The organism is Streptomyces noursei (genome assembly GCF_016917755.1).
Taxonomy (GTDB): Bacteria; Actinomycetota; Actinomycetes; order Streptomycetales; family Streptomycetaceae; genus Streptomyces; species Streptomyces yunnanensis.
In genome coordinates this window covers 5,623,456-5,641,465 of record NZ_CP070326.1, presented here as the reverse complement: position 1 = coordinate 5,641,465, position 18,010 = coordinate 5,623,456, and the positions used below count along the sequence as shown (strand labels likewise).

The following is an 18,010-nucleotide window of genomic DNA, read 5'->3' as shown; positions in this document are numbered from 1 at the left end:
AGGTCAGACCAGCGCGCTGCATGCGGCAGACGGTAGCAGCGCGCCACCGGGCCCGCACGGCATTTCTCACCCGATGATGTGCGGCAGGAACCGCGCGTACCCGTCGGTGACCAGGCCGGTCGACTCGCGGATGCCGAGCCCGGCCGCCTCGCCCTCGACGACCCAGGCTCCGAGCACCACCCGGTTGCCGTCGAAGTCCGGCAGCGGCGCCAACTCCTGGTAGCAGCACGGTTCGTCGCGCCGGACGGCGGTGGATCCGGCCGGATGGACGGTGACCCCTTCGCCCTCTCTTCCCAACAGCGGCTTGGCGACGTAACCGGGGCCGGCGGCCAGGTCGTGGGGGCCGTCCAGGCGGGCGGGGAGGAGGTTGGGGTGGCCGGGGAAGAGCTCCCAGAGGATCGCCAGCAGCGCCTTGTTGGAGAGCAGCATCTTCCAGGCGGGCTCGATCCACAGGGTGGAACCGGTGGCGCCGCCGTTGTCGAGGGTGTCCAGGACGTGCGGGCCGAAGTCGTCGGAGGCCAGCCACTCCCAGGGGTAGAGCTTGAAGCAGGCCCGGATGAAGCGCAGTCGCTGGTCGACGAAGCGGCCGGAGAGCCGGTCCCAGCCGATCTCCTCCATGGCGATCGCCTCGGTCGCCAGGCCGGCCTGCTCGGCCGTCTCCCGCAGGTAGGCGACGGTCATCAGGTCCTCGCCCAGCTCGTCGGCGGCCGAGTGCGCGAAGTGCAGCGGGGCGCCGGGCGGCAGCAGTGCCGCCTGCCGCTTCCAGGCGTCCACCAGCCGCTCGTGCAGCGAGTTCCACTGGTCGGCGGCCGGGAACCGGTCCTCCATCCAGAACCACTGCGGGCTGGCGGCCTCCACCAGGGAGGTGGGGGTGTCGGCGTTGTACTCCAGCATCTTGGCCGGGCCGTCGCCGTCGTAGCGCAGGTCGAACCGGCCGTAGACGGAGGGGAGTTCGGCGCGCCGGTGCCATGCCTCGGCGATCCTGGCGGCCAGCCGCGGATCGGTGACGCCGAGGTCGGCGAACCGGTCGTGGGCGACGATGTGCTCGGCGGCGGCCAGGCACATGCCGTGCAGCTCCTCGACGACCCCCTCCAGCTCCTCGATCTCGTCGGCCGAGAAGGAGTAGTAGGCGCTCTCGTCCCAGTAGGGGCGCAGCGAGTCGTCGGGGTACCGGGTGAGCGGGTAGATCAGGCCCTGGGCCTCGACGAGGGCCTGCCAGTCGGGGCGGGGCTCGATGGTGTGGCGGCGCATCGCGTGGTCAGCCGCCCGAGGAGCCGTGCCGGGAGCCGGGGCCGGAGCAGCCGAAGCCGCCGCGGTCCACGGCCTGGCTCTTGCTGAACGTGCCGCCCTCGGCGTAGCGGCCGGAGCCGCCGGACCCGTAGTACCAGCGGCCGGTCGTGGCGGTGCCGGACGTCCCCTTCGCCGGCGAGCACCGGGCCGCGCCGACAACCCGGTAGCCCAGGACGCTGTCGTAGCTCTTGGGGTCCACGCAGCGCTTGTCCGGTTCCGATCCGCAGGAGGCGAGGGCAGCGGCGAGCGCTCCCATGCCGCCGAGGACGACGGTGCTGGAGCGCAGCCGTCGCCGTATCTGTCCTGATTCCGTCTTGTCTGCCATGTCTGGCGCCCCCGTCCGGCCGTACGCGAACAAGCTTTTGCCCGCCCACCCTAGGTGTCCACCCCGGTCGGTGATACCGCGGGCGGGTACCCGTTTTCCGCCACCTGACACCCTCCGGGACCCCTGCACCACCGCCCCCGCCATGGCGCGCGCCACTATTGCTAGCGCTTGCTTGCAATAGTTAGCGCTACCGTGCAGTATCGAGACATGGCCTCTCTCAATGTCGGCAATCTCGGCGAGTTCCTGCGGGAGCAGCGGCGCACCGCGCAGCTGAGCCTGCGGCAGCTGGCGGATGCCGCGGGGGTGTCCAACCCGTACCTCAGCCAGATCGAGCGCGGTCTGCGCAAACCGAGTGCGGAGATCCTCCAGCAGCTCGCCAAGGCGCTGCGGATATCCGCCGAAACGCTGTACGTCCAGGCCGGGATCCTGGACGAGCGGCGCAGCCCGGACGGCGCCGGGGTGCAGACCGCGATACTCACCGACCCGTCGCTGAACGAGCGGCAGAAGCAGGTCCTGCTGCAGATCTACGAGTCCTTCCGCAAGGAGAACGGACACGGCGGCGATCCGGACGGCGACACCGCGCACCGGTCCGACGACGGACCCGAGGACGGACCCGAGGACGGGGACCGCCCCCACGAGCCAGAAGCCGACGGCGGCCCGCACGCCACCTGAGCAACCCCAACGTTTCCAGGAGGAACCACGTCATGGCCATCACCACCGATGACCTCCGCAAGGCCCTGACCGACGCGACCCCGCTGTACGCCCTGGCCGGTACCGCCGACCTGGCCGCCGAGAAGCTCGGCGAGGTGCCGCAGCTGGTCGAGAAGATCAAGGCCGAGGCGCCCAAGCACTTCGAGTCGGTCCGCAGCACCGACCCCAAGGACATCCAGGCCCTGGTCACCAAGCAGGCCAAGGAGGCCCAGGAGAAGCTGACCGTGCTGCTCGGGTCGCTCGACGGGGACCTGAAGAAGTTCCGCGACCAGGCGCAGGAGCTGGCGCTGCGCGGCGTCGGCCGGGCCGCCGAGGTCGCCGTGCAGGCCCGGGAGACCTACGACGAGCTGGCCGAGCGCGGCCGGGGCGCGGTGCAGAACTGGCGCGGCGGCGCCGCCGAGCAGGTCGAGGAGCTGGCGGTGGCGATCGAGCCGGAGCCGGCGGCGAAGGCCGAGGCCAAGAACGGCGCCGAGACCGGCGGCCGGGCCAAGACCGTGCCGGCCAACGGGGCCCGCACCGAGGCCAAGGCCACCGCCTCGACCGAGCCGAAGACCGCCGGGGCGAAGAAGCCGACCGCGGTGCGCAAGCCCGCGGCGGGCCCGGCGAAGAAGAGCACCCCGCCGTCGTCCGCGAAGTGAGCCACCGGTGAGCGGTGGCCCTCGGGCGGGCCGGGCACTTCCCACGTGCCCGGCCCGTTGTCCGGGTACGGTGGGGCCTTCAGGAGCCACACGAACCGCGATGACAGACCGAGTTTCCAGGGCGAATGGCTAACGGCAGGTGGACGGCGTGCTGATTTACGGATTCCAGAGCATTCTGAGCTGGGTTCAGCTCGCCCTCGGCGTCTACTCCGCCGTGATGCTGATCGACGCGGCCGTCCGCCGCGAGGACGCCTACCGCGCGGCCGACAAGCAGACCAAGCCCATGTGGCTGATCTTCCTGGGCATCGCCACCGCGCTGATGTTCCTGCTGCCGCTGCTGTCGTTCCTGCCGATCATCGGCATGATCGCGGTGATCGTCTACACCGTCGACGTCCGCCCGGCGCTGCGCGCGGTGGCCGGCGGCGGCCGTGGCCCGCGCCGCGGCTCCAGCTCGGACGGCCCCTACGGCCCGTACAACGGCGGTCGCTGAGGCCGGTCGGGCCCGACTCCGCTCCGGGCCCGGCCGGGCCCGGTGGCCCGCGCGGCCTACCGCCGGTCCAGCAGCAGGACCGCCACGTCGTCCGTGAGCTCTCCGCCGTTGAGGGCCCGGACCTCCCGCACCGACGCCTCCAGCAGCTCCTCGCCCGTCAGGCCGCTCGCCATCTGGCGGGCGACGAGTTCGGTCATGCCCTCCTGGCCCAGGCGCCGGTTGCCCTCGCCGATGCGGCCCTCGATGAGGCCGTCGGTGTACATCAGCAGGCTCCAGGCGGGGCCCAGCTCGACCTGGCGGCGCGGCCAGCGGGCCTCCGGCAGCAGGCCGAGCGCCGGGCCGCCGAACTCGTACGGCAGCAGCTCGGGCTGCTCCCCGGCGCGGGCCAGCAGCGGCGCGGGGTGGCCGGCCAGGCACACGCCGGCCCGGTGGCCGTCCTCGGAGATGTCGACGGTGCACAGCGTCGCGAAGATCTCGTCGTCGGAGCGCTCGTTCTCCAGCACCTTCTGGAGCGTGGCCAGCAGCTCGTCGCCGTAGAGCCCGGCGAAGGTCAACGCCCGCCAGGCGATGCGGAGTTCGACGCCGAGCGCGGCCTCGTCGGGGCCGTGGCCGCAGACGTCGCCGATCATGGCGTGCACGGTGCCGTCCGGAGTGCGGACGGTGTCGTAGAAGTCGCCGCCCAGCAGGGCGCGGCTGCGGCCGGGCCGGTAGCAGGTCGCGAAGCGCAGCTCCGAGCCGTCGAGCAGCGGCGTGGGCAGCAGGCCGCGCTCCAGGCGGGCGTTCTCCTGGGCGCGCAGCCGGGACTCGGTGAGCTGGCGCTGGGCGAGGTCGGCGCGCTTGCGTTCCACGGCGTAGCGCACCGCGCGGCTGAGCACCTTCTCGTCCAGCTCGTCGCGGAAGAGGTAGTCCTGGGCGCCCACCCGCACCGCGTCGGCGGCCCGCTCGGCGTCCGTCTCGCAGGTGAGCACGAGGACGGCCTGCGAGGGCGCCATCCGCAGCACGGCCCGCAGCACGGCCAGTTCGTCGCCGGGGGCGCCCGGGGCGTCGGCCCGGGAGTGCGCGGGGGTCCCCGCTGGAGCGAAGCGCGTCGCAGATCCTTGGGGGAGCTCCTCGCGGCCGCGCGGATCGGCGGGGGTGAGGTCGAGCAGGATGCAGTGCACGTCGTCGGTGAGCAGCCGCTCGGCCTCGGTGAGGTTGCGGGCGGTGCGCAGCCGGACCTTGCGGCCGGCCCAGTCCCACATCTCCGGGACGTGGCTGTTGGGGTCCTCGCCGATCAGGAGCAGGGTCAGCCCCTGGGCGGGCTGCGACGCCGGCTCCGGGGAGGCGGCGACCGTGGGGTCCTCGGGTGTGGCGGAGGACACGTCGTCGGCCACTTCGGCGGACGCATGACCGGACGCCGGGCGGGCAGCAGTCCACCCGGCCGGAAGTCGACGGTCCCCGGCCGGCCGCGGCAGCTCGGCCGCCGGCAGGTCCCGGGGCAGCGGCGCGGAGTCGACGGAGCCGTGGGGCGCCTTCAGGGGCGCCGCCTGCGGCGGAGCGGAAGCCTCCGGGCAGCCCCCGTGCGCGGGCATGCCGACGGCGGCGGCGCGGGCGGTTCCCGCGCAGCCGTGGTCCACCGGTCCTGCCTGGTGCGGCAGCACGGCCGTCCGCTGGTGCGGTACGGGTACGGGCATCGGTCTGCTTCCTTCCCTCCCCCGAGGGGCGCGGTGGGGTACCGACCGGCACACCACCCTGCCCGGCTCGACCCTTGCTCGTCGGTCGGCTGAGCGGGGGGGCTACCGGGCATCGAAGGGCGACCATAGCGTCCGGACCGCCGCGCATGGAATGCCCTTTGGCACGCGGCCTTCGTCATATGCCAGTACTGATAGGCCATTTCACCTGGGGCGGCATGGAAGGGGAATGACGAACATCACCCCCGGTGAGCGCATTCCGCTACCAGATCACTACGGAAGGGCATCTTTCGGCCGATCCCCCGACCCGCCCTACGAAATTGAACAATCCAGCCACGTGCCGCCGTCCGACAATGCCGCGCATTCCGCTCGAACGGAACGGAATGCATGGAATGGGCGCCCGAAGAATGTCCGGAACCACTCCGTACGGCCTTGGGCGGTCGCGTGGGCACGGGCACCGCGCAGCCGCCGGCTCAGTCGGCGGCGCCCCCGTCCGGGCGGACGACGCCGAGGATCGGCATCGAGCCGGCGCCCGTGATCGTCACCTGCCGGCCCGGCCGCGGGGCGTGCACGATCGCGCCGTCGCCGAGGTACATCCCGACGTGGCTGGCATCGGAGAAATAGATGATGAGGTCGCCCGGGCGCATCTCCTTGAGCGGCACCCGGGGCAGCTGTCGCCACTGCTCCTGCGAGGTCCGCGGAATCGTGTGGCCGGCGGCCTGCCAGGAGCGCAGGGTCAGCCCGGAGCAGTCGAAGGTGTCCGGGCCCACCGCGCCCCAGACGTAATCCTTGCCGATCTGCGAAGTGGCGTACGAAATCGCCTTCTTGCCCTGCTCGGACGCTTTGTTGCCGATGTCTTTGAGTACGCCGGAGTCGAGCCATTTCTGCTGGGCCAGCAGCGCCTGATCGTCCTCCAGTTTCCGCAGCCGTTCCTTTTCCTTGGCGGCCAGCCGGGATTCCAGTTCTTTCGCCGCGTCGATCTTGTCGTTGATCTCCTTACGGGCGGCGTCCTTCTTCTTGCGGTTGGCCTCCAGTTCCTCCCAGCGGTGGCTGGCGTCCTCGGCGTAATCCTGCAAGTCGCTTTTGAGGTGCGTGAGTTGGCTGATCACGCCCTTGACGGCCTGCTGACCCTTGCGGGCGAGATCGGCATTGGCGAGAAAGACCTGCGGGTCGGCGCTGAGCACCAGCTTCGCCTCGGGGGGAATGCCCCCGGTGCGGTACTGGGCACTGGCCAGCGCGCCGGCCCGGCGCTTCAGGGCGGCCAGCCGCTGCTGGGCGGCGTCGATGGTGCGGGCCAGCTCGACGATCTTCTTCTGCTGGAGCTGGACCTGCTCCTCGGCGGCGTTGTACTCCTCGGTGGCCCGCTCCGCCGTGCGGTAGAGGCCCTCGATCTCCTTGCGCACCTCGTCGAGGTGGCGGGCGTCGCCCCCGGGGGGCGGCGTCGGGGCCGGGGTCCGCTGCGCCGCCGTCGCCGTCCCGCCGAGCAACCCCGTGGCGCAGAGCACGACCGCGGTGCAGACCGCCAGCCGACCGCCCCATACGCCCCGCCCCGCACCTGCGTCCCGAACGCCCTGTTGTGCCCCCTGGCTCCCCACCAGTCACCTCCGGTCGTTCCGCACCGATTCGCGTGCTCGTCTCGGCGCGGATGCTGCCATACCGGCCGGTAATTCGACAGGGCGACGGGCCGTTTCGCGGAAGGGAAGAGGGGAGGTCCGCACGGAATCCAGCACTCCGGGCGGCGCCGCCCAGCGGAACCGGGCGCTCCACGGCGCCGCTCCGCGACCGCGCCCGCGGACCGCACACGCCCCGGCGACGACCGCACGCGCCCGCTCCGCACCGCACTCAGCCGACGGCCGAGGTTCACCGTGCGTTCACTCCCGTCCATCGGCCGCTTCACCTGATCTGCCTAATTTCGGCCGTACCGAGGGCGCCGCGCGCCGTAAGGCAACGCAACCGCGCTCCTTTCCGTCACCACCCGCACGCCGAGGAAACGGCGCGCACCAGGAAGGAACTCTCGACAGTGAAGCTTCAGCGCAAGAACCGGGTTCGCGCCCTCGCCGTTGGCGCTCTCGCCGTCTCCGGTGCCCTGGCCCTGACCGCGTGCGGCTCCGACAACACCAGCGGCGGCAGCGGCGGCAGCGGCAGCTCCGCCAAGGCGGCCAACATCAAGTGCGAGGGCAAGGGCAAGCTGCTCGCCTCCGGCTCGTCGGCGCAGAAGAACGCCATGGACGTCTGGGTGCAGAACTACTCGGGCGCCTGCCAGGGCACCGAGATCAACTACCAGCCCACCGGCTCCGGTGCCGGCGTCACCACCTTCCTCCAGGGCCAGACCGCGTTCGCCGGTTCCGACTCGGCGCTCAAGCCCGAGGAGATCACCAAGTCCAAGACGCTCTGCAAGGGCGGCCAGGGGATCGACCTGCCGATGGTCGGCGGCCCGATCGCGGTCGGCTACAACGTCCCGGGCGTGGACAACCTGGTCCTCGACGCGCCGACCCTGGCGAAGATCTTCGACTCGCAGATCACCAACTGGAACGACGCCGCGATCAAGAAGCTCAACCCGGGTGCCAAGCTCCCCGACCTGAAGATCCAGGCGTTCCACCGCTCCGACGACTCGGGCACCACCGACAACTTCACCAAGTACCTCAAGGCCGCCTCCGGCGGTGCCTGGAAGCACGAGCCGGGCAAGAAGTGGGAGGGCACCGGCGGCCAGGCGGCGTCCGGCTCGGCCGGCGTCTCCTCGCAGGTCAAGCAGACCAGCGGCGCGATCTCCTACTTCGAGCTGTCGTACGCCACCTCCGGCAAGATCCCGACGGTCAAGATCAACACCGGTGCCAAGGCCCCGGTCGAGGCCACCGTCGACAACGCCTCCAAGGCGATCTCCGAGGCCCAGCCGGTCGGCCAGGGCGCAGGCGACCTGGCGCTGAAGCTCAACTACGCCACCAAGGCCGAGGGCGCGTACCCGATCACCCTGGTGACCTACGAGATCGCCTGCGACAAGGGCAACAAGGCCGACACCCTGCCGGCCACCAAGTCCTTCCTCACCTACGTCTCCAGCAAGGACGGCCAGGACGCCCTCAAGGCCCTCGGCTACGCCCCGCTCCCGACCGAGATCGCCGACAAGGTCCGCAAGACCGTCGCGACGCTCTCCTGACCCGCCGGCGGCGGCCCCGGTCTCCCCGGGGCCGCCGCCCATCCGGTGCACCGCCGCGCCGGAGCCCCCAGGGGCTCCGCAGACCGGAGAAACCCATGGACTACTCCACATCGCCACTATCCGAAACACCGCCACCGCCACCGGCCGCCGCCTCGGTGTCCGGCAGGACGGTCCGCCCGGGTGACCGGATCTTCCTCGGGCTCTCCCGGGGCTCCGGCGTCGCCCTCCTGGTGATCATGGCTGCCATCGCGGCCTTCCTCACCTACCGCTCGGTGCTCGCCATATCCGGCGACAAGAGCAACTTCTTCACCACCCTCGACTGGAACGCCACCGGCACCGAGCCCAAGTTCGGCATCGCGGTGCTGGCCTTCGGCACGGTCGTCAGCTCGGTGATCGCGATGGCCATCGCGGTACCGGTCGCGGTCGGCATCGCGCTGTTCATCTCGCACTACGCACCGCGCAAGCTGGCCTCCCCGCTGGGCTACGTCATCGACCTGCTCGCCGCCGTCCCCAGCATCGTCTACGGCCTGTGGGGCGCGCTCTTCCTCGTGCCGCACCTGAGCGGCCTCTACGGCTGGCTCGACGACTACCTCGGCTGGACCGGGATCTTCAGCTACAGCAACGGGGCTGCCCGTTCGCTGTTCACCGTCGGCATCCTGCTCGCGATCATGATCCTGCCGATCGTGACCAGCGTCAGCCGGGAGGTCTTCCTCCAGGTCCCGCGGATGCACGAGGAGGCCGCGCTGGCCCTCGGCGCCACCCGCTGGGAAGTCATCCGGATGTCGGTGCTCCCCTTCGGCCGCTCCGGCGTCATCAGCGCCTCCATGCTCGGCCTCGGCCGCGCGCTGGGCGAGACGATGGCGGTCGCCACGGTCCTCTCCCCGAGCTTCCTGATCAGCGCCAGCCTGCTGGACCCGGGCGGCGGCACCTTCGCGCAGAACATCGCCAGCAAGTTCAGCGAGGCCGACACCTTCGGCCAGGACGCCCTGATCGCCTCCGGCCTCGTCCTCTTCGTGATCACCCTGCTCGTCAACGGCGCGGCACGGCTGATCATCGCCCGCCGCAAGGAGTACTCGGGGGCCTCCTCATGACCGTCGCCACCAGCCACCGCCACCGCAAGGTCGCCGAGCCCCGCCCCCCGCTCGCGCTCAAGCAGTCCCGGCTGCCCCGCTGGACCCTGCCGGTCCTCGCCCTGGTCGCCGTCGGTGCCGGCTGCGGCATCGGCCTGGTCGCCGGCCTGGACTCGACCGTCCAGTGGGGCCTGATCGCCGCGCTGCTCTTCGTCCTGGCGACGTATCTGCTGACCACGGCCGTCGAGGGCACCCGCCAGGCCAAGGACCGGCTGGCCACCAGCGCCGTGTGGACCGCCTTCCTGCTCGCCGTGGTCCCGCTCGCCTCCCTGCTGTGGGAGACCGTCGCCCGCGGCACCAAGGTCCTGGACGGCTACTTCCTGTCCCACTCGATGGGCACGCTCCCCGACGCGCTGCCGGGCGGCGGCGTGTACCACGCGATCATCGGCACCCTGGAGCAGGTCGGCCTGGCGACCCTGATCGCCGCCCCGCTCGGCCTGCTGACCGCGATCTACCTCGTCGAGTACGGCCGCGGCAGGCTCGCGAAGGTCGTCACCTTCTTCGTGGACGTGATGACCGGCATCCCGTCGATCGTCGCCGGCCTGTTCGTCCTCTCCGTGTGGATCCTGATCCTCGGCTTCGGCCCGTCCGGCTTCGCCGGCTCGATGGCCCTGGCGATCCTGATGATGCCGGTCGTGGTCCGCTCCACGGAGGAGATGCTCAAGCTCGTCCCGAACGAGCTGCGCGAGGCGTCCCTGGCCCTCGGCGTCCCCAAGTGGCGCACGATCCTCAAGGTCGTCCTGCCCACGTCGATCGGCGGCATCACCACCGGCGTGATGCTCGCCATCGCCCGCATCACCGGCGAGACCGCCCCGGTGCTGCTGCTGGTGTGGGGCGCCAAGACGATCAACAACAACCCCTTCGACGGCGCCCAGCAGTCCCTGCCGCTCTACGTCTTCCAGCAGTGGCAGCAGGGCTCGGACGCCTCCTACGACCGGGCCTGGGCCGCGGCACTCGTGCTGATCGCCTTCGTCATGGTCCTGAACCTGGTGGCCCGCGGGATCGCCCGCTGGAAGGCCCCTAAGGCCGGCCGCTGACCCACGCGCACGCAGCGCCCGTTCCAGCAGCGGCCCGGCGGCCGCGCGAGAAAGAAGCAGTGATCCCCATGGCCAAGCGAATCGACGTCAGCGGCCTGAACGCGTACTACGGTGCCCACAAGGCCATCGACGACATCTCCATGACCATCGAGCCCCGCTCGGTGACCGCCTTCATCGGCCCCTCCGGCTGCGGCAAGTCGACCTTCCTGCGCACCCTGAACCGGATGCACGAGGTCACCCCCGGCGGCCGCGTCGAGGGCAAGGTGCTGCTGGACGACGAGAACCTCTACGGCGCCGGCGTCGACCCGGTCGCCGTCCGCCGCACCGTCGGCATGGTCTTCCAGCGTCCCAACCCGTTCCCGACGATGTCGATCTTCGACAACGTCGCGGCCGGCCTCCGCCTCAACGGCAAGTACCGCAAGAGCGAGCTGAAGGACATCGTCGAGCGCTCCCTCAAGGGCGCCAACCTCTGGAACGAGGTCAAGGACCGCCTGAACAAGCCCGGCTCGGGCCTGTCCGGCGGCCAGCAGCAGCGGCTGTGCATCGCCCGCGCCATCGCGGTCGAGCCGCAGGTGCTGCTGATGGACGAGCCCTGCTCGGCGCTCGACCCGATCTCCACCCTCGCCATCGAGGACCTGATCGGGGAACTCAAGGAGCGCTTCACGATCGTCATCGTGACGCACAACATGCAGCAGGCCGCGCGCGTCTCGGACCGCACGGCGTTCTTCAACCTCGCGGCCGTCGGCAAGCCCGGCAAGCTCATCGAGATCGACGAGACCGAGCGGATCTTCTCCAACCCCTCGGTCCAGGCCACGGAGGACTACATCTCCGGCCGCTTCGGCTAGGCCGTCGAGCCTCCCGTCGGCCGCCCACCGGTGTCCTGCGGTGCTGCATGGCGGTGCCACCGCAGGACGAAGGGCCCGCCCCCTCGATCAGGGGGCGGGCCCTTTCGCCGTCCTACGGGTGCCGGCTCCCGGCCGTCAGCCGAACGCCAGCTTGATCAGCCAGAACGCCAGACCGGCGACCAGCGCCGCGGCCGGCATGGTGATGAACCAGCCCATCACGATGTTCTTGGCCACGCCCCAGCGCACCGCGCGCGGGCGCTTGGTCGAGCCCACGCCCATGATCGAGGCGGTGATGACGTGCGTGGTGGAGATCGGCGCGTGGAACATGAAGGACGCCACGTACATCACCGAGGCGGACGTGGTCTCCGCGGCGAAGCCCTGCGGCGGGTCCAGCTCGATGATCCGCCGGCCCAGCGTCCGCATGATGCGCCAACCGCCCGCGTAGGTACCGAGCGACATGGTGATCGCGCAGGCCAGCTTGACCCACAGCGGAATGGCGTCGTCGGCCTTCTCGACGTCGGCGATGACCAGGGCCATCACCACGATGCCCATGGTCTTCTGGGCGTCCTGGAGGCCGTGGCCGAGTGCCATGCCCGCGGCCGAGACGGTCTGCGCTATGCGGAAGCCGCGCTTGGCCTTGTGCGGGTTGGCCTTCCGGAACAGCCAGAGGATCACGACCATCACGAGGTAGCCGAGCACCAGCCCTATCACCGGCGAGATGAACATCGGCAGGACGACCTTCTCGACCACGCCGGACCAGATCACCTGCGTCCCGCCGGCCAGCGCCGCCCCGACCATGCCGCCGAACAGCGCGTGCGAGGAGGACGACGGCAGGCCGAAGTACCAGGTGACGAGGTTCCAGACCACCGCGCCGAGCAGCGCGGCGAAGAGGATGCCCATCCCCTTGCTGCCATGTGGGGTCGCGATCAGCCCCTCGCTGACCGTCTTGGCGACGCCGCTGCCCAGGAAGGCACCGGCGAGGTTCATCACGGCCGCCATCGCCAGCGCGGCGCGCGGGGTCAGGGCCCGCGTCGAGACCGAGGTCGCGATCGCGTTCGCCGAGTCGTGGAAGCCGTTGGTATAGGTGAATCCGAGCGCGACCGCAACGGTCACGACGAGTGCGAAGGTGTCCATGGCTGAGGGCTCAGGACTCCTTGACCGCGATGGTCTCGACGGTGTTGGCGACGTGCTCGAAAGCGTCCGCCGCCTCCTCCAGGATGTCCACGATCTGCTTGAGCTTGAGCACCTCGATGGCGTCGTACTTGCCGTTGAAGAGGTGCGCGAGCAGCTTGCGGTGGATCTGGTCGGCCTGGTTCTCCAGGCGGTTGACCTCGATCCAGTACTCGGTGAGGTTCGACATCGTGCGGAGGTTCGGCATGGCCTCGGCGGTCAGTTCGGCCGCCCGCGCCAGCACCTCGATCTGCTGGTCGATGCCCTTGGGGAGTTCCTCGATCTTGTAGAGGACGACCAGATCGACGGCCTCCTCCATGAAGTCCATGATGTCGTCGAGCGACGAGGCGAGGGCGTAGATGTCCTCGCGGTCGAACGGCGTGATGAACGAGGAGTTCAGCTGGTGGAAGATCGCGTGCGTCGCGTCGTCCCCCGCGTGCTCCGCCGCCCGCATCCGTTCGGCGATCTCGGCCCGTGCGGAGGCGTCCGCCCCGAGCAGTTCCATCAGGAGCTTGGAGCCGGTGACGATGTTGTCGGCGGACGCCGCAAACATGTCGTAGAAGCTCGTCTCCCTGGGGGTCAGACGAAAGCGCACGTGAAATCCTCGGGGTGCATCGGATTCGGTCGAGTTGATGCTAGGCGCATCATCCAGCCACAGCTAACCCAGCTAACCGGCATTCCTTCAGTGTCGCCCATCGGGCAGCATGCTCTGCACGGGGTACCGCGGGTGCCCGCAAACTTCGGTACGATATACCCGCCGGGGGTATACGGATCGCCTCAATACCACGGGAGATGGCCATGACGACCACGGACGCGGGCACCAGCGGCGGCACCGCAGCCGCCGCGGCCTGCCACGGCCCCCAGTCGGAATCCGACCCCCGCACCGGAGCCGGATCTGTGACCGATACCGCTACGGAGAGTCCAGCACCCGGCGGCCACGGCTACGCCAAGCAAAAGGACGCGCACATCAAGCGACTGCGCCGCATCGAGGGTCAGATCCGCGGCCTCCAGCGCATGCTCGAAGAAGACGTCTACTGCATCGACATACTCACCCAGGTCTCGGCGAGCACGAAGGGCCTGCAGTCCTTCGGCCTGCAACTGCTGGAGGAGCACCTGCGGCACTGCGTCGCCGACGCGGCCGCCAAGGGCCCGGACGCCATCGACGCCAAGGTCCAGGAAGCGACCAAGGCCATCGAGCGGATGCTGCGGAGCTGACCGCGGAGCCGGTCGAGACCGTCCGCCGGGCGCGTCAGGGCGTGTCCGGCGCCTCCCGGTCGGCCCCGTCCCCCCGCGGGGGTCCGGCCACGTGCAGCAGTTCGTCGATCCGGTCAGTGCTGAGCCGGTCCTCGCTCGCGGCCGCCGCCGCGATCATCAACTCACCGGTGAGGTCGATCTCGGCGAGGGCCACCTGGTCCTGAACGGTCGGATGGCGATGGGCGGGCACGTCCGACACCTCCTCCCTTCGAGCGCCTTCCCACGCCGCGGTGGTTACCGCCAGCGTAGGGAGGGCCGCCCGCCCCGCACATGGCACGGAAGGACCATTTCCGGTCCACGAGTCCGCCTCGGCGCCCTACGAGGGCGCCGAGGCGATCTTCCCGGTGTAGATGTCGCGCCGGTCCGGCAGCCGCACCGCGACCTTGGTGCCGAACCCGTACAACTCGGTCGTCGAGACCACCGCCGCCCCCTGCGGCACGCCGTTGGCGAACCGGAACCGCTGACGGAGCTTGCGCAGCCGCCCGGCGGTGTCCACATACGCGTCGAACGGCACCACGACGGTGGTGAACCCTTTTTCCGCCGCCACCAGCGCGGGTTTGCTGCGCGCCGACGCCACCCCGGCGGCCGCGGCCAGGTCGGTCGTGCCGCGGTAGTGCCGCACCAGCACGCCGCCCAGCCGCTCCTCCCCCTGGTACGTCACCTCCCGCGCGCCGCGCAGCAGTTCGGCGGCGGCCAGCGGATCGGTCACCCCACCGGTGACCAGATTCCCGTCGGACAGCGTCGCGGTGTCCACCCGCACCCACTTGTCGGCCGGCACCCCCGCCCCACGGTTCTTCATGAACAGCGCGCCCGGCGCCAGGATCTCGGTGATCGGCTGGTGGCCGCCGCTGGGCTTGCCCTTCAGATCCGGCAGCACCACCCGCAACTGCCCGCTGGCGGACGCGAAGTCGTAGCCGCCGGCGCCCCGGATCGCCACCCGCGTCCCGCCGCTGACCATCTCCATCGCCGTCCGCAGCTTGGCGGTCCCGGCCCGGACCAGCGCCTCGGCACTGCGCCGCAGCTGCACCGCGGCCGCCACCTGCCCCGGCACCACCTGGTCGTCGGCCGCGGCCCCGTCCGGTGAACAGCCCGCCGTCGCCAGCAACCCCGCCATCAGCCCCGTCCCGCAGGCCACGGCCGCGGCGACCGTCCCGCCTCGTCTGTCCTGCACCACCATGCGTACGAGCCCCCTCGGCCGCTGTGTTCGGGACCGCCTGGGCCGGCCGGTCCGCTCGGGACGGTCGGACGTCCCGCCCCCGCTCCTCAGACGGTGCGTCGACCGATCCGTTCAACGACCGTTACGGGGGCTCGTCACGCAACGGGCCGTGCGGCGCGTAGCGTGGGCGGGTGCCCGAACAATCCCCCCACCGCACGTTCACCACCGAGCGCGGCTCGTTCTGCCTGGCCCGCTGCGGGTGCGGCTGGACGGGGATGGCCCGCCGCGCCCGCTCCCAGGCGCGGGCCGATGCCGAGCGCCACCAGGCGGACGTGCGCAGCGGCCCCGACGCCGCCCCGGAGCGCCCCGTGGAATGACCCGGTCCGTTCCGGGAACCCACCACCCCCCGCGCCGCATCTGGGTAGTGAGGGACACAACGGCACCATGCGGCAACAGACTTCACTCGGGTACCGGACGGCACGGCACGACGGGGGCCTGCCCGGCCCACCCCGCCCGGTGCGGTGTCCCGGCACAGCGCCCCGCGCCCACCGGCCGGACGACCGGCGGGCCGGGGCCGGACCGTACGACAACCAAGGGGGATTCATCCCAGTGAAGCGGCGCACACTCCTGACGGCCGGCGGCGGAATCGCGGCCACCTCCCTCGCCTGGGCCACCGGCTGCGACTCGGGCGGGCGCCCCGCCGCGGCGGCCTCCTCCACCGGCACCACCACAGGCGCCTTGAGCACCGCGGCCACCGCCAAGAGCCCCGCCACCCAGGCCGCCTGGAGCGCGCTCGGCAAGGGCCTGGACGGCGACCTGATACGCACGACCGACGCCGCCTACGCCTCCGCCCGCCGCCTGTACAACACCCGCTTCGACAACCTGAAGCCGTCCGCCATCGCCTACGTCAAGCACCCCGGTGACATCGCCGAGTGCCTGGCCTTCGCCCGGCGTTACAACGCCCCCGTCGCCATCCGCAGCGGCGGCCACTCCTACGCCGGCTTCTCCAGCGGCGACGGCAAGCTCATCATCGACGTCTCGGCGCTGAACAAGGTCGGCGCGCCGTCCGGCGGGACCACCCGGATCGGCGCCGGCGCCAAGCTCATCGACGTCTACGAGGGACTCGCCCCGCACGGCGTCACGGTCCCCGGCGGCTCCTGCCCCACCGTCGGCATATCCGGGCTGACGCTCGGCGGCGGCCACGGCGTGGTCTCCCGCGCGTACGGCCTGACCTGCGACAGCCTGGTCGGCGCGACCGTCGTCACGGCCGACGGCAAGACCGTCGACTGCGACAAGGACCACCACCCCGACCTCTTCTGGGCGCTGCGCGGCGCCGGCAACGGCAACTTCGGCGTGGTCACCGAACTCCGCTTCCGCACCCACCCGGCGCCCCGCGCGGTGATGGCGTACATGACCTGGCCGTGGGCGAAGGCCGCGGCGGTGCTGGGCTCCTGGCAGAAGTGGGGCCCGGACCAGGCCGACGAGATATGGTCCGCCGCCCACTTCGACGCCCGCCCCGGCGGCACCCCCGCCGTCTCCGTCGCGGCCTTCTCCCTCGGCGGCTACCGCGACCTCCAGAACGCCGTGGACAAGCTCGCCGACCAGCCCGGCGGCCCCGGCCCCGCCACCCGCGTCAGCCTCACCCCGATCGGCTACCTGGACGCGATGGAGGCGTACGCGGGCTGCTCCTCCAAGTCCACCGCCCAGTGCCACATGCCGGGCACCCTCCCCGGCCACACCGGGGACGGGAAGCTGGGCCGGGAGACCTACGCGGCCCGCTCGCACTTCTTCGACCGCTCGCTGTCCGCGGCGGGCGTCCAGACCCTGCTGGCGCAGATCGAGAGCGGCGGCCGCAAGGGCGTCACCGGCAACGTCGCGCTGACCGCGCTGGGCGGCGCGATCAACCGCGTGGGCGCCGGCGACACCGCCTTCGTCCACCGCCGGTCCCGCTTCCTCGCCCAGTACCTGGCGTCCTGGCCGGCCGGAGGCTCCGGCGCCACCCGCACCGCCTGGCTGGACGCCTTCCACGGCGCGATGCGCCGTCACTCCTCGGGCGCGGCGTACCAGAACTACACCGACCCCGGCCTGTCCGACTGGAAGTCGGCCTACTACGGCGCGGGCGCCGCCCGCCTCGACAAGGTCAAGCAGACCTACGACCCGCAGCGGCTGTTCAGCACCTTCGCCCAGGCCCTCTGACGCTCCCTGGGCCCGCCCACGGAACGCCGATGGCCCGGCCCCTGGGGAAGGGGCCGGGCCATCGCCCTGCGCGTCCGGCGCGCCGTCGCACCGTCGTGCCGTCGTGCCGCGGCGGACGGCCTCAGGCCGCCAGGTCCTTGTCCCGCTCGTGGTGGCGCAGCGCCGGCTCGGCGGCCATCATCGGGCCGGGCTCGGCGTCGCGGCCGTCCGCCGCCCGCTCCGTCCGGCCCCCGGCCCGGACCAGCCAGGCCAGCGGCGACCGCTCGATCGCCGTCATCAGCGGCACCAGCAGTGCCTGCGCGAGCGGCGCCAGCAGCAGCGCGACGGCCGTGCCGAGGGCGAACCCGCCGATCACGTCCGTCGGGTAGTGCACGCCCATGTAGACCCGGCAGAAGCCCTCCAGCAGCGCCAGCCCGATCCCGATCAGGCCGAACCGGCGGTGCGCGATGAACAGGCCGACGCCGACGGCCATGGTGAGCGTGGCGTGGTCGCTGACGAACGAGAAGTCGCTCTTGCCGGGGATCAGCACCGCGAGCCCGGTGTGGTCCTTGAACGGCCGGGGACGCTCGACGAACCCGCGGATCGGGATGTTGGCCAGCAGCGCCAACCCGGCGGCCAGCGGCGCCCAGAGCAGTCCGGCGATCGTGGCCGGCCCCCGCTCGGGCCGACGGCGGGCGACCCACCAGGCGATCAGACACAGCACTCCGAGGGCGGCGATGATGCCGTACTCACCGATGAACTCCATCGCGCGGTTCACCCACTGCGGGGCGTCCTTCGCGAGGCCGTTGATGCCGTCGAGAACGTCGACATCGGGGTTCGGCCCCTCGAATGCGAGTCCAGCCATCTGCCGTGGCCCCTTATCTTCCGCGCGCCCTGCGAGCGCCGCCCAGTGCTACCAACCCCCGTTGCCGATCTGTGCGGCCGTCGAGCCCGTGCTGCCGCGGGCG

Annotated in this window: 19 protein-coding genes; 10 read left to right on the top strand and 9 right to left on the bottom strand. The window is 71.5% G+C overall.

The features are described from left to right. Positions 1–66: 66 nt before the first annotated feature. Both JNO44_RS25000 and JNO44_RS24995 read right to left on the bottom strand, forming a co-directional pair. Positions 67–1,251, bottom strand: coding sequence for a glutathionylspermidine synthase family protein (locus JNO44_RS25000; RefSeq protein ID WP_205366173.1), 1,185 nt, complete (start codon positions 1,249–1,251; stop codon positions 67–69). Between the two features lie 7 nt (positions 1,252–1,258). Next, entirely contained in the window at positions 1,259–1,615 is a 357-nt protein-coding gene (locus tag JNO44_RS24995) for a hypothetical protein (protein WP_205366172.1), read from the bottom strand. Positions 1,616–1,822: 207 nt separating this feature from the next. Here JNO44_RS24995 and JNO44_RS24990 point away from each other — a divergent pair, with 207 nt between their 5' ends. The 3 genes from JNO44_RS24990 to JNO44_RS24980 all read left to right on the top strand — a co-directional run bounded on the left by JNO44_RS24990 (position 1,823) and on the right by JNO44_RS24980 (position 3,454). Further along, positions 1,823–2,287: a helix-turn-helix domain-containing protein gene (locus tag JNO44_RS24990; protein ID WP_205366171.1), complete on the top strand. Its 465-nt coding sequence runs from the start codon at positions 1,823–1,825 to the stop codon at positions 2,285–2,287. Between the two features lie 32 nt (positions 2,288–2,319). Then, a complete protein-coding gene (locus JNO44_RS24985; protein WP_205366170.1) occupies positions 2,320–2,964 on the top strand; it encodes a hypothetical protein in 645 nt (214 codons plus the stop codon). 148 nt (positions 2,965–3,112) lie between these two features. After that, positions 3,113–3,454, top strand: a complete 342-nt coding sequence (locus JNO44_RS24980) for a DUF2516 family protein (RefSeq protein ID WP_039641068.1) — start codon at positions 3,113–3,115, stop codon at positions 3,452–3,454. A 56-nt stretch (positions 3,455–3,510) separates the two neighbouring features. On the opposite strand, the gene JNO44_RS24975 is transcribed toward JNO44_RS24980, so the two are convergent. Together JNO44_RS24975 and JNO44_RS24970 are read right to left on the bottom strand one after the other, a co-directional pair. Then, positions 3,511–5,127: a PP2C family protein-serine/threonine phosphatase gene (locus tag JNO44_RS24975; RefSeq protein WP_205366169.1), complete on the bottom strand. Its 1,617-nt coding sequence runs from the start codon at positions 5,125–5,127 to the stop codon at positions 3,511–3,513. Positions 5,128–5,597: 470 nt separating this feature from the next. Then, on the bottom strand, positions 5,598–6,719 hold the full coding sequence (locus JNO44_RS24970) for a C40 family peptidase (protein WP_240167652.1): 1,122 nt from the start codon (positions 6,717–6,719) through the stop codon (positions 5,598–5,600). Between the two features lie 425 nt (positions 6,720–7,144). Here JNO44_RS24970 and pstS point away from each other — a divergent pair, with 425 nt between their 5' ends. From pstS to pstB, 4 genes are all read left to right on the top strand, one after another. Next, positions 7,145–8,275 (top strand): phosphate ABC transporter substrate-binding protein PstS, encoded by a 1,131-nt coding sequence (gene pstS, locus JNO44_RS24965; RefSeq protein WP_205366168.1) that lies wholly within the window; start codon positions 7,145–7,147, stop codon positions 8,273–8,275. A gap of 95 nt (positions 8,276–8,370) precedes the next feature. Beyond that, positions 8,371–9,366, top strand: coding sequence for a phosphate ABC transporter permease subunit PstC (gene pstC, locus JNO44_RS24960; RefSeq protein ID WP_205366167.1), 996 nt, complete (start codon positions 8,371–8,373; stop codon positions 9,364–9,366). After that, the gene (gene pstA / locus JNO44_RS24955) at positions 9,363–10,442 is read left to right on the top strand and encodes a phosphate ABC transporter permease PstA (protein WP_205366166.1); all 1,080 of its coding nucleotides are present in this window, start codon (positions 9,363–9,365) and stop codon (positions 10,440–10,442) included. Before pstC ends, pstA begins: the two co-directional genes overlap by 4 nt. 68 nt (positions 10,443–10,510) lie before the next feature. Further along, positions 10,511–11,287, top strand: coding sequence for a phosphate ABC transporter ATP-binding protein PstB (gene pstB, locus JNO44_RS24950; protein WP_102926592.1), 777 nt, complete (start codon positions 10,511–10,513; stop codon positions 11,285–11,287). A 135-nt stretch (positions 11,288–11,422) separates the two neighbouring features. On the opposite strand, the gene JNO44_RS24945 is transcribed toward pstB, so the two are convergent. Next, a complete protein-coding gene (locus JNO44_RS24945) occupies positions 11,423–12,421 on the bottom strand; it encodes an inorganic phosphate transporter (RefSeq protein WP_205366165.1) in 999 nt (332 codons plus the stop codon). Positions 12,422–12,431: 10 nt separating this feature from the next. Further along, entirely contained in the window at positions 12,432–13,052 is a 621-nt protein-coding gene (locus JNO44_RS24940) for a DUF47 domain-containing protein (protein ID WP_039634042.1), read from the bottom strand. A 203-nt stretch (positions 13,053–13,255) separates the two neighbouring features. On the opposite strand from JNO44_RS24940, the gene JNO44_RS43675 reads away from it, so the two are divergent. Then, positions 13,256–13,672, top strand: a complete 417-nt coding sequence (locus tag JNO44_RS43675; RefSeq protein WP_235094037.1) for a metal-sensitive transcriptional regulator — start codon at positions 13,256–13,258, stop codon at positions 13,670–13,672. A gap of 34 nt (positions 13,673–13,706) precedes the next feature. On the opposite strand, the gene JNO44_RS24930 is transcribed toward JNO44_RS43675, so the two are convergent. Both JNO44_RS24930 and JNO44_RS24925 read right to left on the bottom strand, forming a co-directional pair. Then, positions 13,707–13,910 (bottom strand): hypothetical protein, encoded by a 204-nt coding sequence (locus JNO44_RS24930; RefSeq protein WP_039634044.1) that lies wholly within the window; start codon positions 13,908–13,910, stop codon positions 13,707–13,709. A 117-nt stretch (positions 13,911–14,027) separates the two neighbouring features. After that, positions 14,028–14,888 carry an SCO4651 family lipoprotein gene (locus JNO44_RS24925; protein WP_205366164.1) on the bottom strand — a complete coding sequence of 287 codons (861 nt, stop codon included), beginning with the start codon at positions 14,886–14,888 and terminating at the stop codon, positions 14,028–14,030. Between the two features lie 170 nt (positions 14,889–15,058). Here JNO44_RS24925 and JNO44_RS24920 point away from each other — a divergent pair, with 170 nt between their 5' ends. Together JNO44_RS24920 and JNO44_RS24915 are read left to right on the top strand one after the other, a co-directional pair. Then, positions 15,059–15,244: a hypothetical protein gene (locus tag JNO44_RS24920; RefSeq protein WP_205366163.1), complete on the top strand. Its 186-nt coding sequence runs from the start codon at positions 15,059–15,061 to the stop codon at positions 15,242–15,244. A gap of 232 nt (positions 15,245–15,476) precedes the next feature. Further along, on the top strand, positions 15,477–17,063 hold the full coding sequence (locus tag JNO44_RS24915) for an FAD-binding oxidoreductase (protein WP_205366162.1): 1,587 nt from the start codon (positions 15,477–15,479) through the stop codon (positions 17,061–17,063). A gap of 121 nt (positions 17,064–17,184) precedes the next feature. On the opposite strand, the gene JNO44_RS24910 is transcribed toward JNO44_RS24915, so the two are convergent. Beyond that, the gene (locus tag JNO44_RS24910; protein ID WP_205366161.1) at positions 17,185–17,907 is read right to left on the bottom strand and encodes a phosphatase PAP2 family protein; all 723 of its coding nucleotides are present in this window, start codon (positions 17,905–17,907) and stop codon (positions 17,185–17,187) included. Between the last annotated feature and the right edge of the window lie 103 nt (positions 17,908–18,010).

Bases quoted from the DNA above. Each gene is read 5' to 3' on its own strand.
- JNO44_RS24990 (WP_205366171.1), top strand. From the start codon at position 1,823: ATGGCCTCTCTCAATGTCGGCAATCTCGGCGAGTTCCTGCGGGAGCAG.
- JNO44_RS25000 (WP_205366173.1), bottom strand. From the start codon at position 1,251: ATGCGCCGCCACACCATCGAGCCCCGCCCCGACTGGCAGGCCCTCGTC.
- JNO44_RS24995 (WP_205366172.1), bottom strand. From the start codon at position 1,615: ATGGCAGACAAGACGGAATCAGGACAGATACGGCGACGGCTGCGCTCC.
- pstC (WP_205366167.1), top strand. From the start codon at position 8,371: ATGGACTACTCCACATCGCCACTATCCGAAACACCGCCACCGCCACCG.
- pstA (WP_205366166.1), top strand. From the start codon at position 9,363: ATGACCGTCGCCACCAGCCACCGCCACCGCAAGGTCGCCGAGCCCCGC.
- JNO44_RS24975 (WP_205366169.1), bottom strand. From the start codon at position 5,127: ATGCCCGTACCCGTACCGCACCAGCGGACGGCCGTGCTGCCGCACCAG.
- JNO44_RS24985 (WP_205366170.1), top strand. From the start codon at position 2,320: ATGGCCATCACCACCGATGACCTCCGCAAGGCCCTGACCGACGCGACC.
- JNO44_RS43675 (WP_235094037.1), top strand. From the start codon at position 13,256: ATGACGACCACGGACGCGGGCACCAGCGGCGGCACCGCAGCCGCCGCG.
- JNO44_RS24910 (WP_205366161.1), bottom strand. From the start codon at position 17,907: ATGGCTGGACTCGCATTCGAGGGGCCGAACCCCGATGTCGACGTTCTC.
- JNO44_RS24945 (WP_205366165.1), bottom strand. From the start codon at position 12,421: ATGGACACCTTCGCACTCGTCGTGACCGTTGCGGTCGCGCTCGGATTC.
- pstB (WP_102926592.1), top strand. From the start codon at position 10,511: ATGGCCAAGCGAATCGACGTCAGCGGCCTGAACGCGTACTACGGTGCC.
- JNO44_RS24925 (WP_205366164.1), bottom strand. From the start codon at position 14,888: ATGGTGGTGCAGGACAGACGAGGCGGGACGGTCGCCGCGGCCGTGGCC.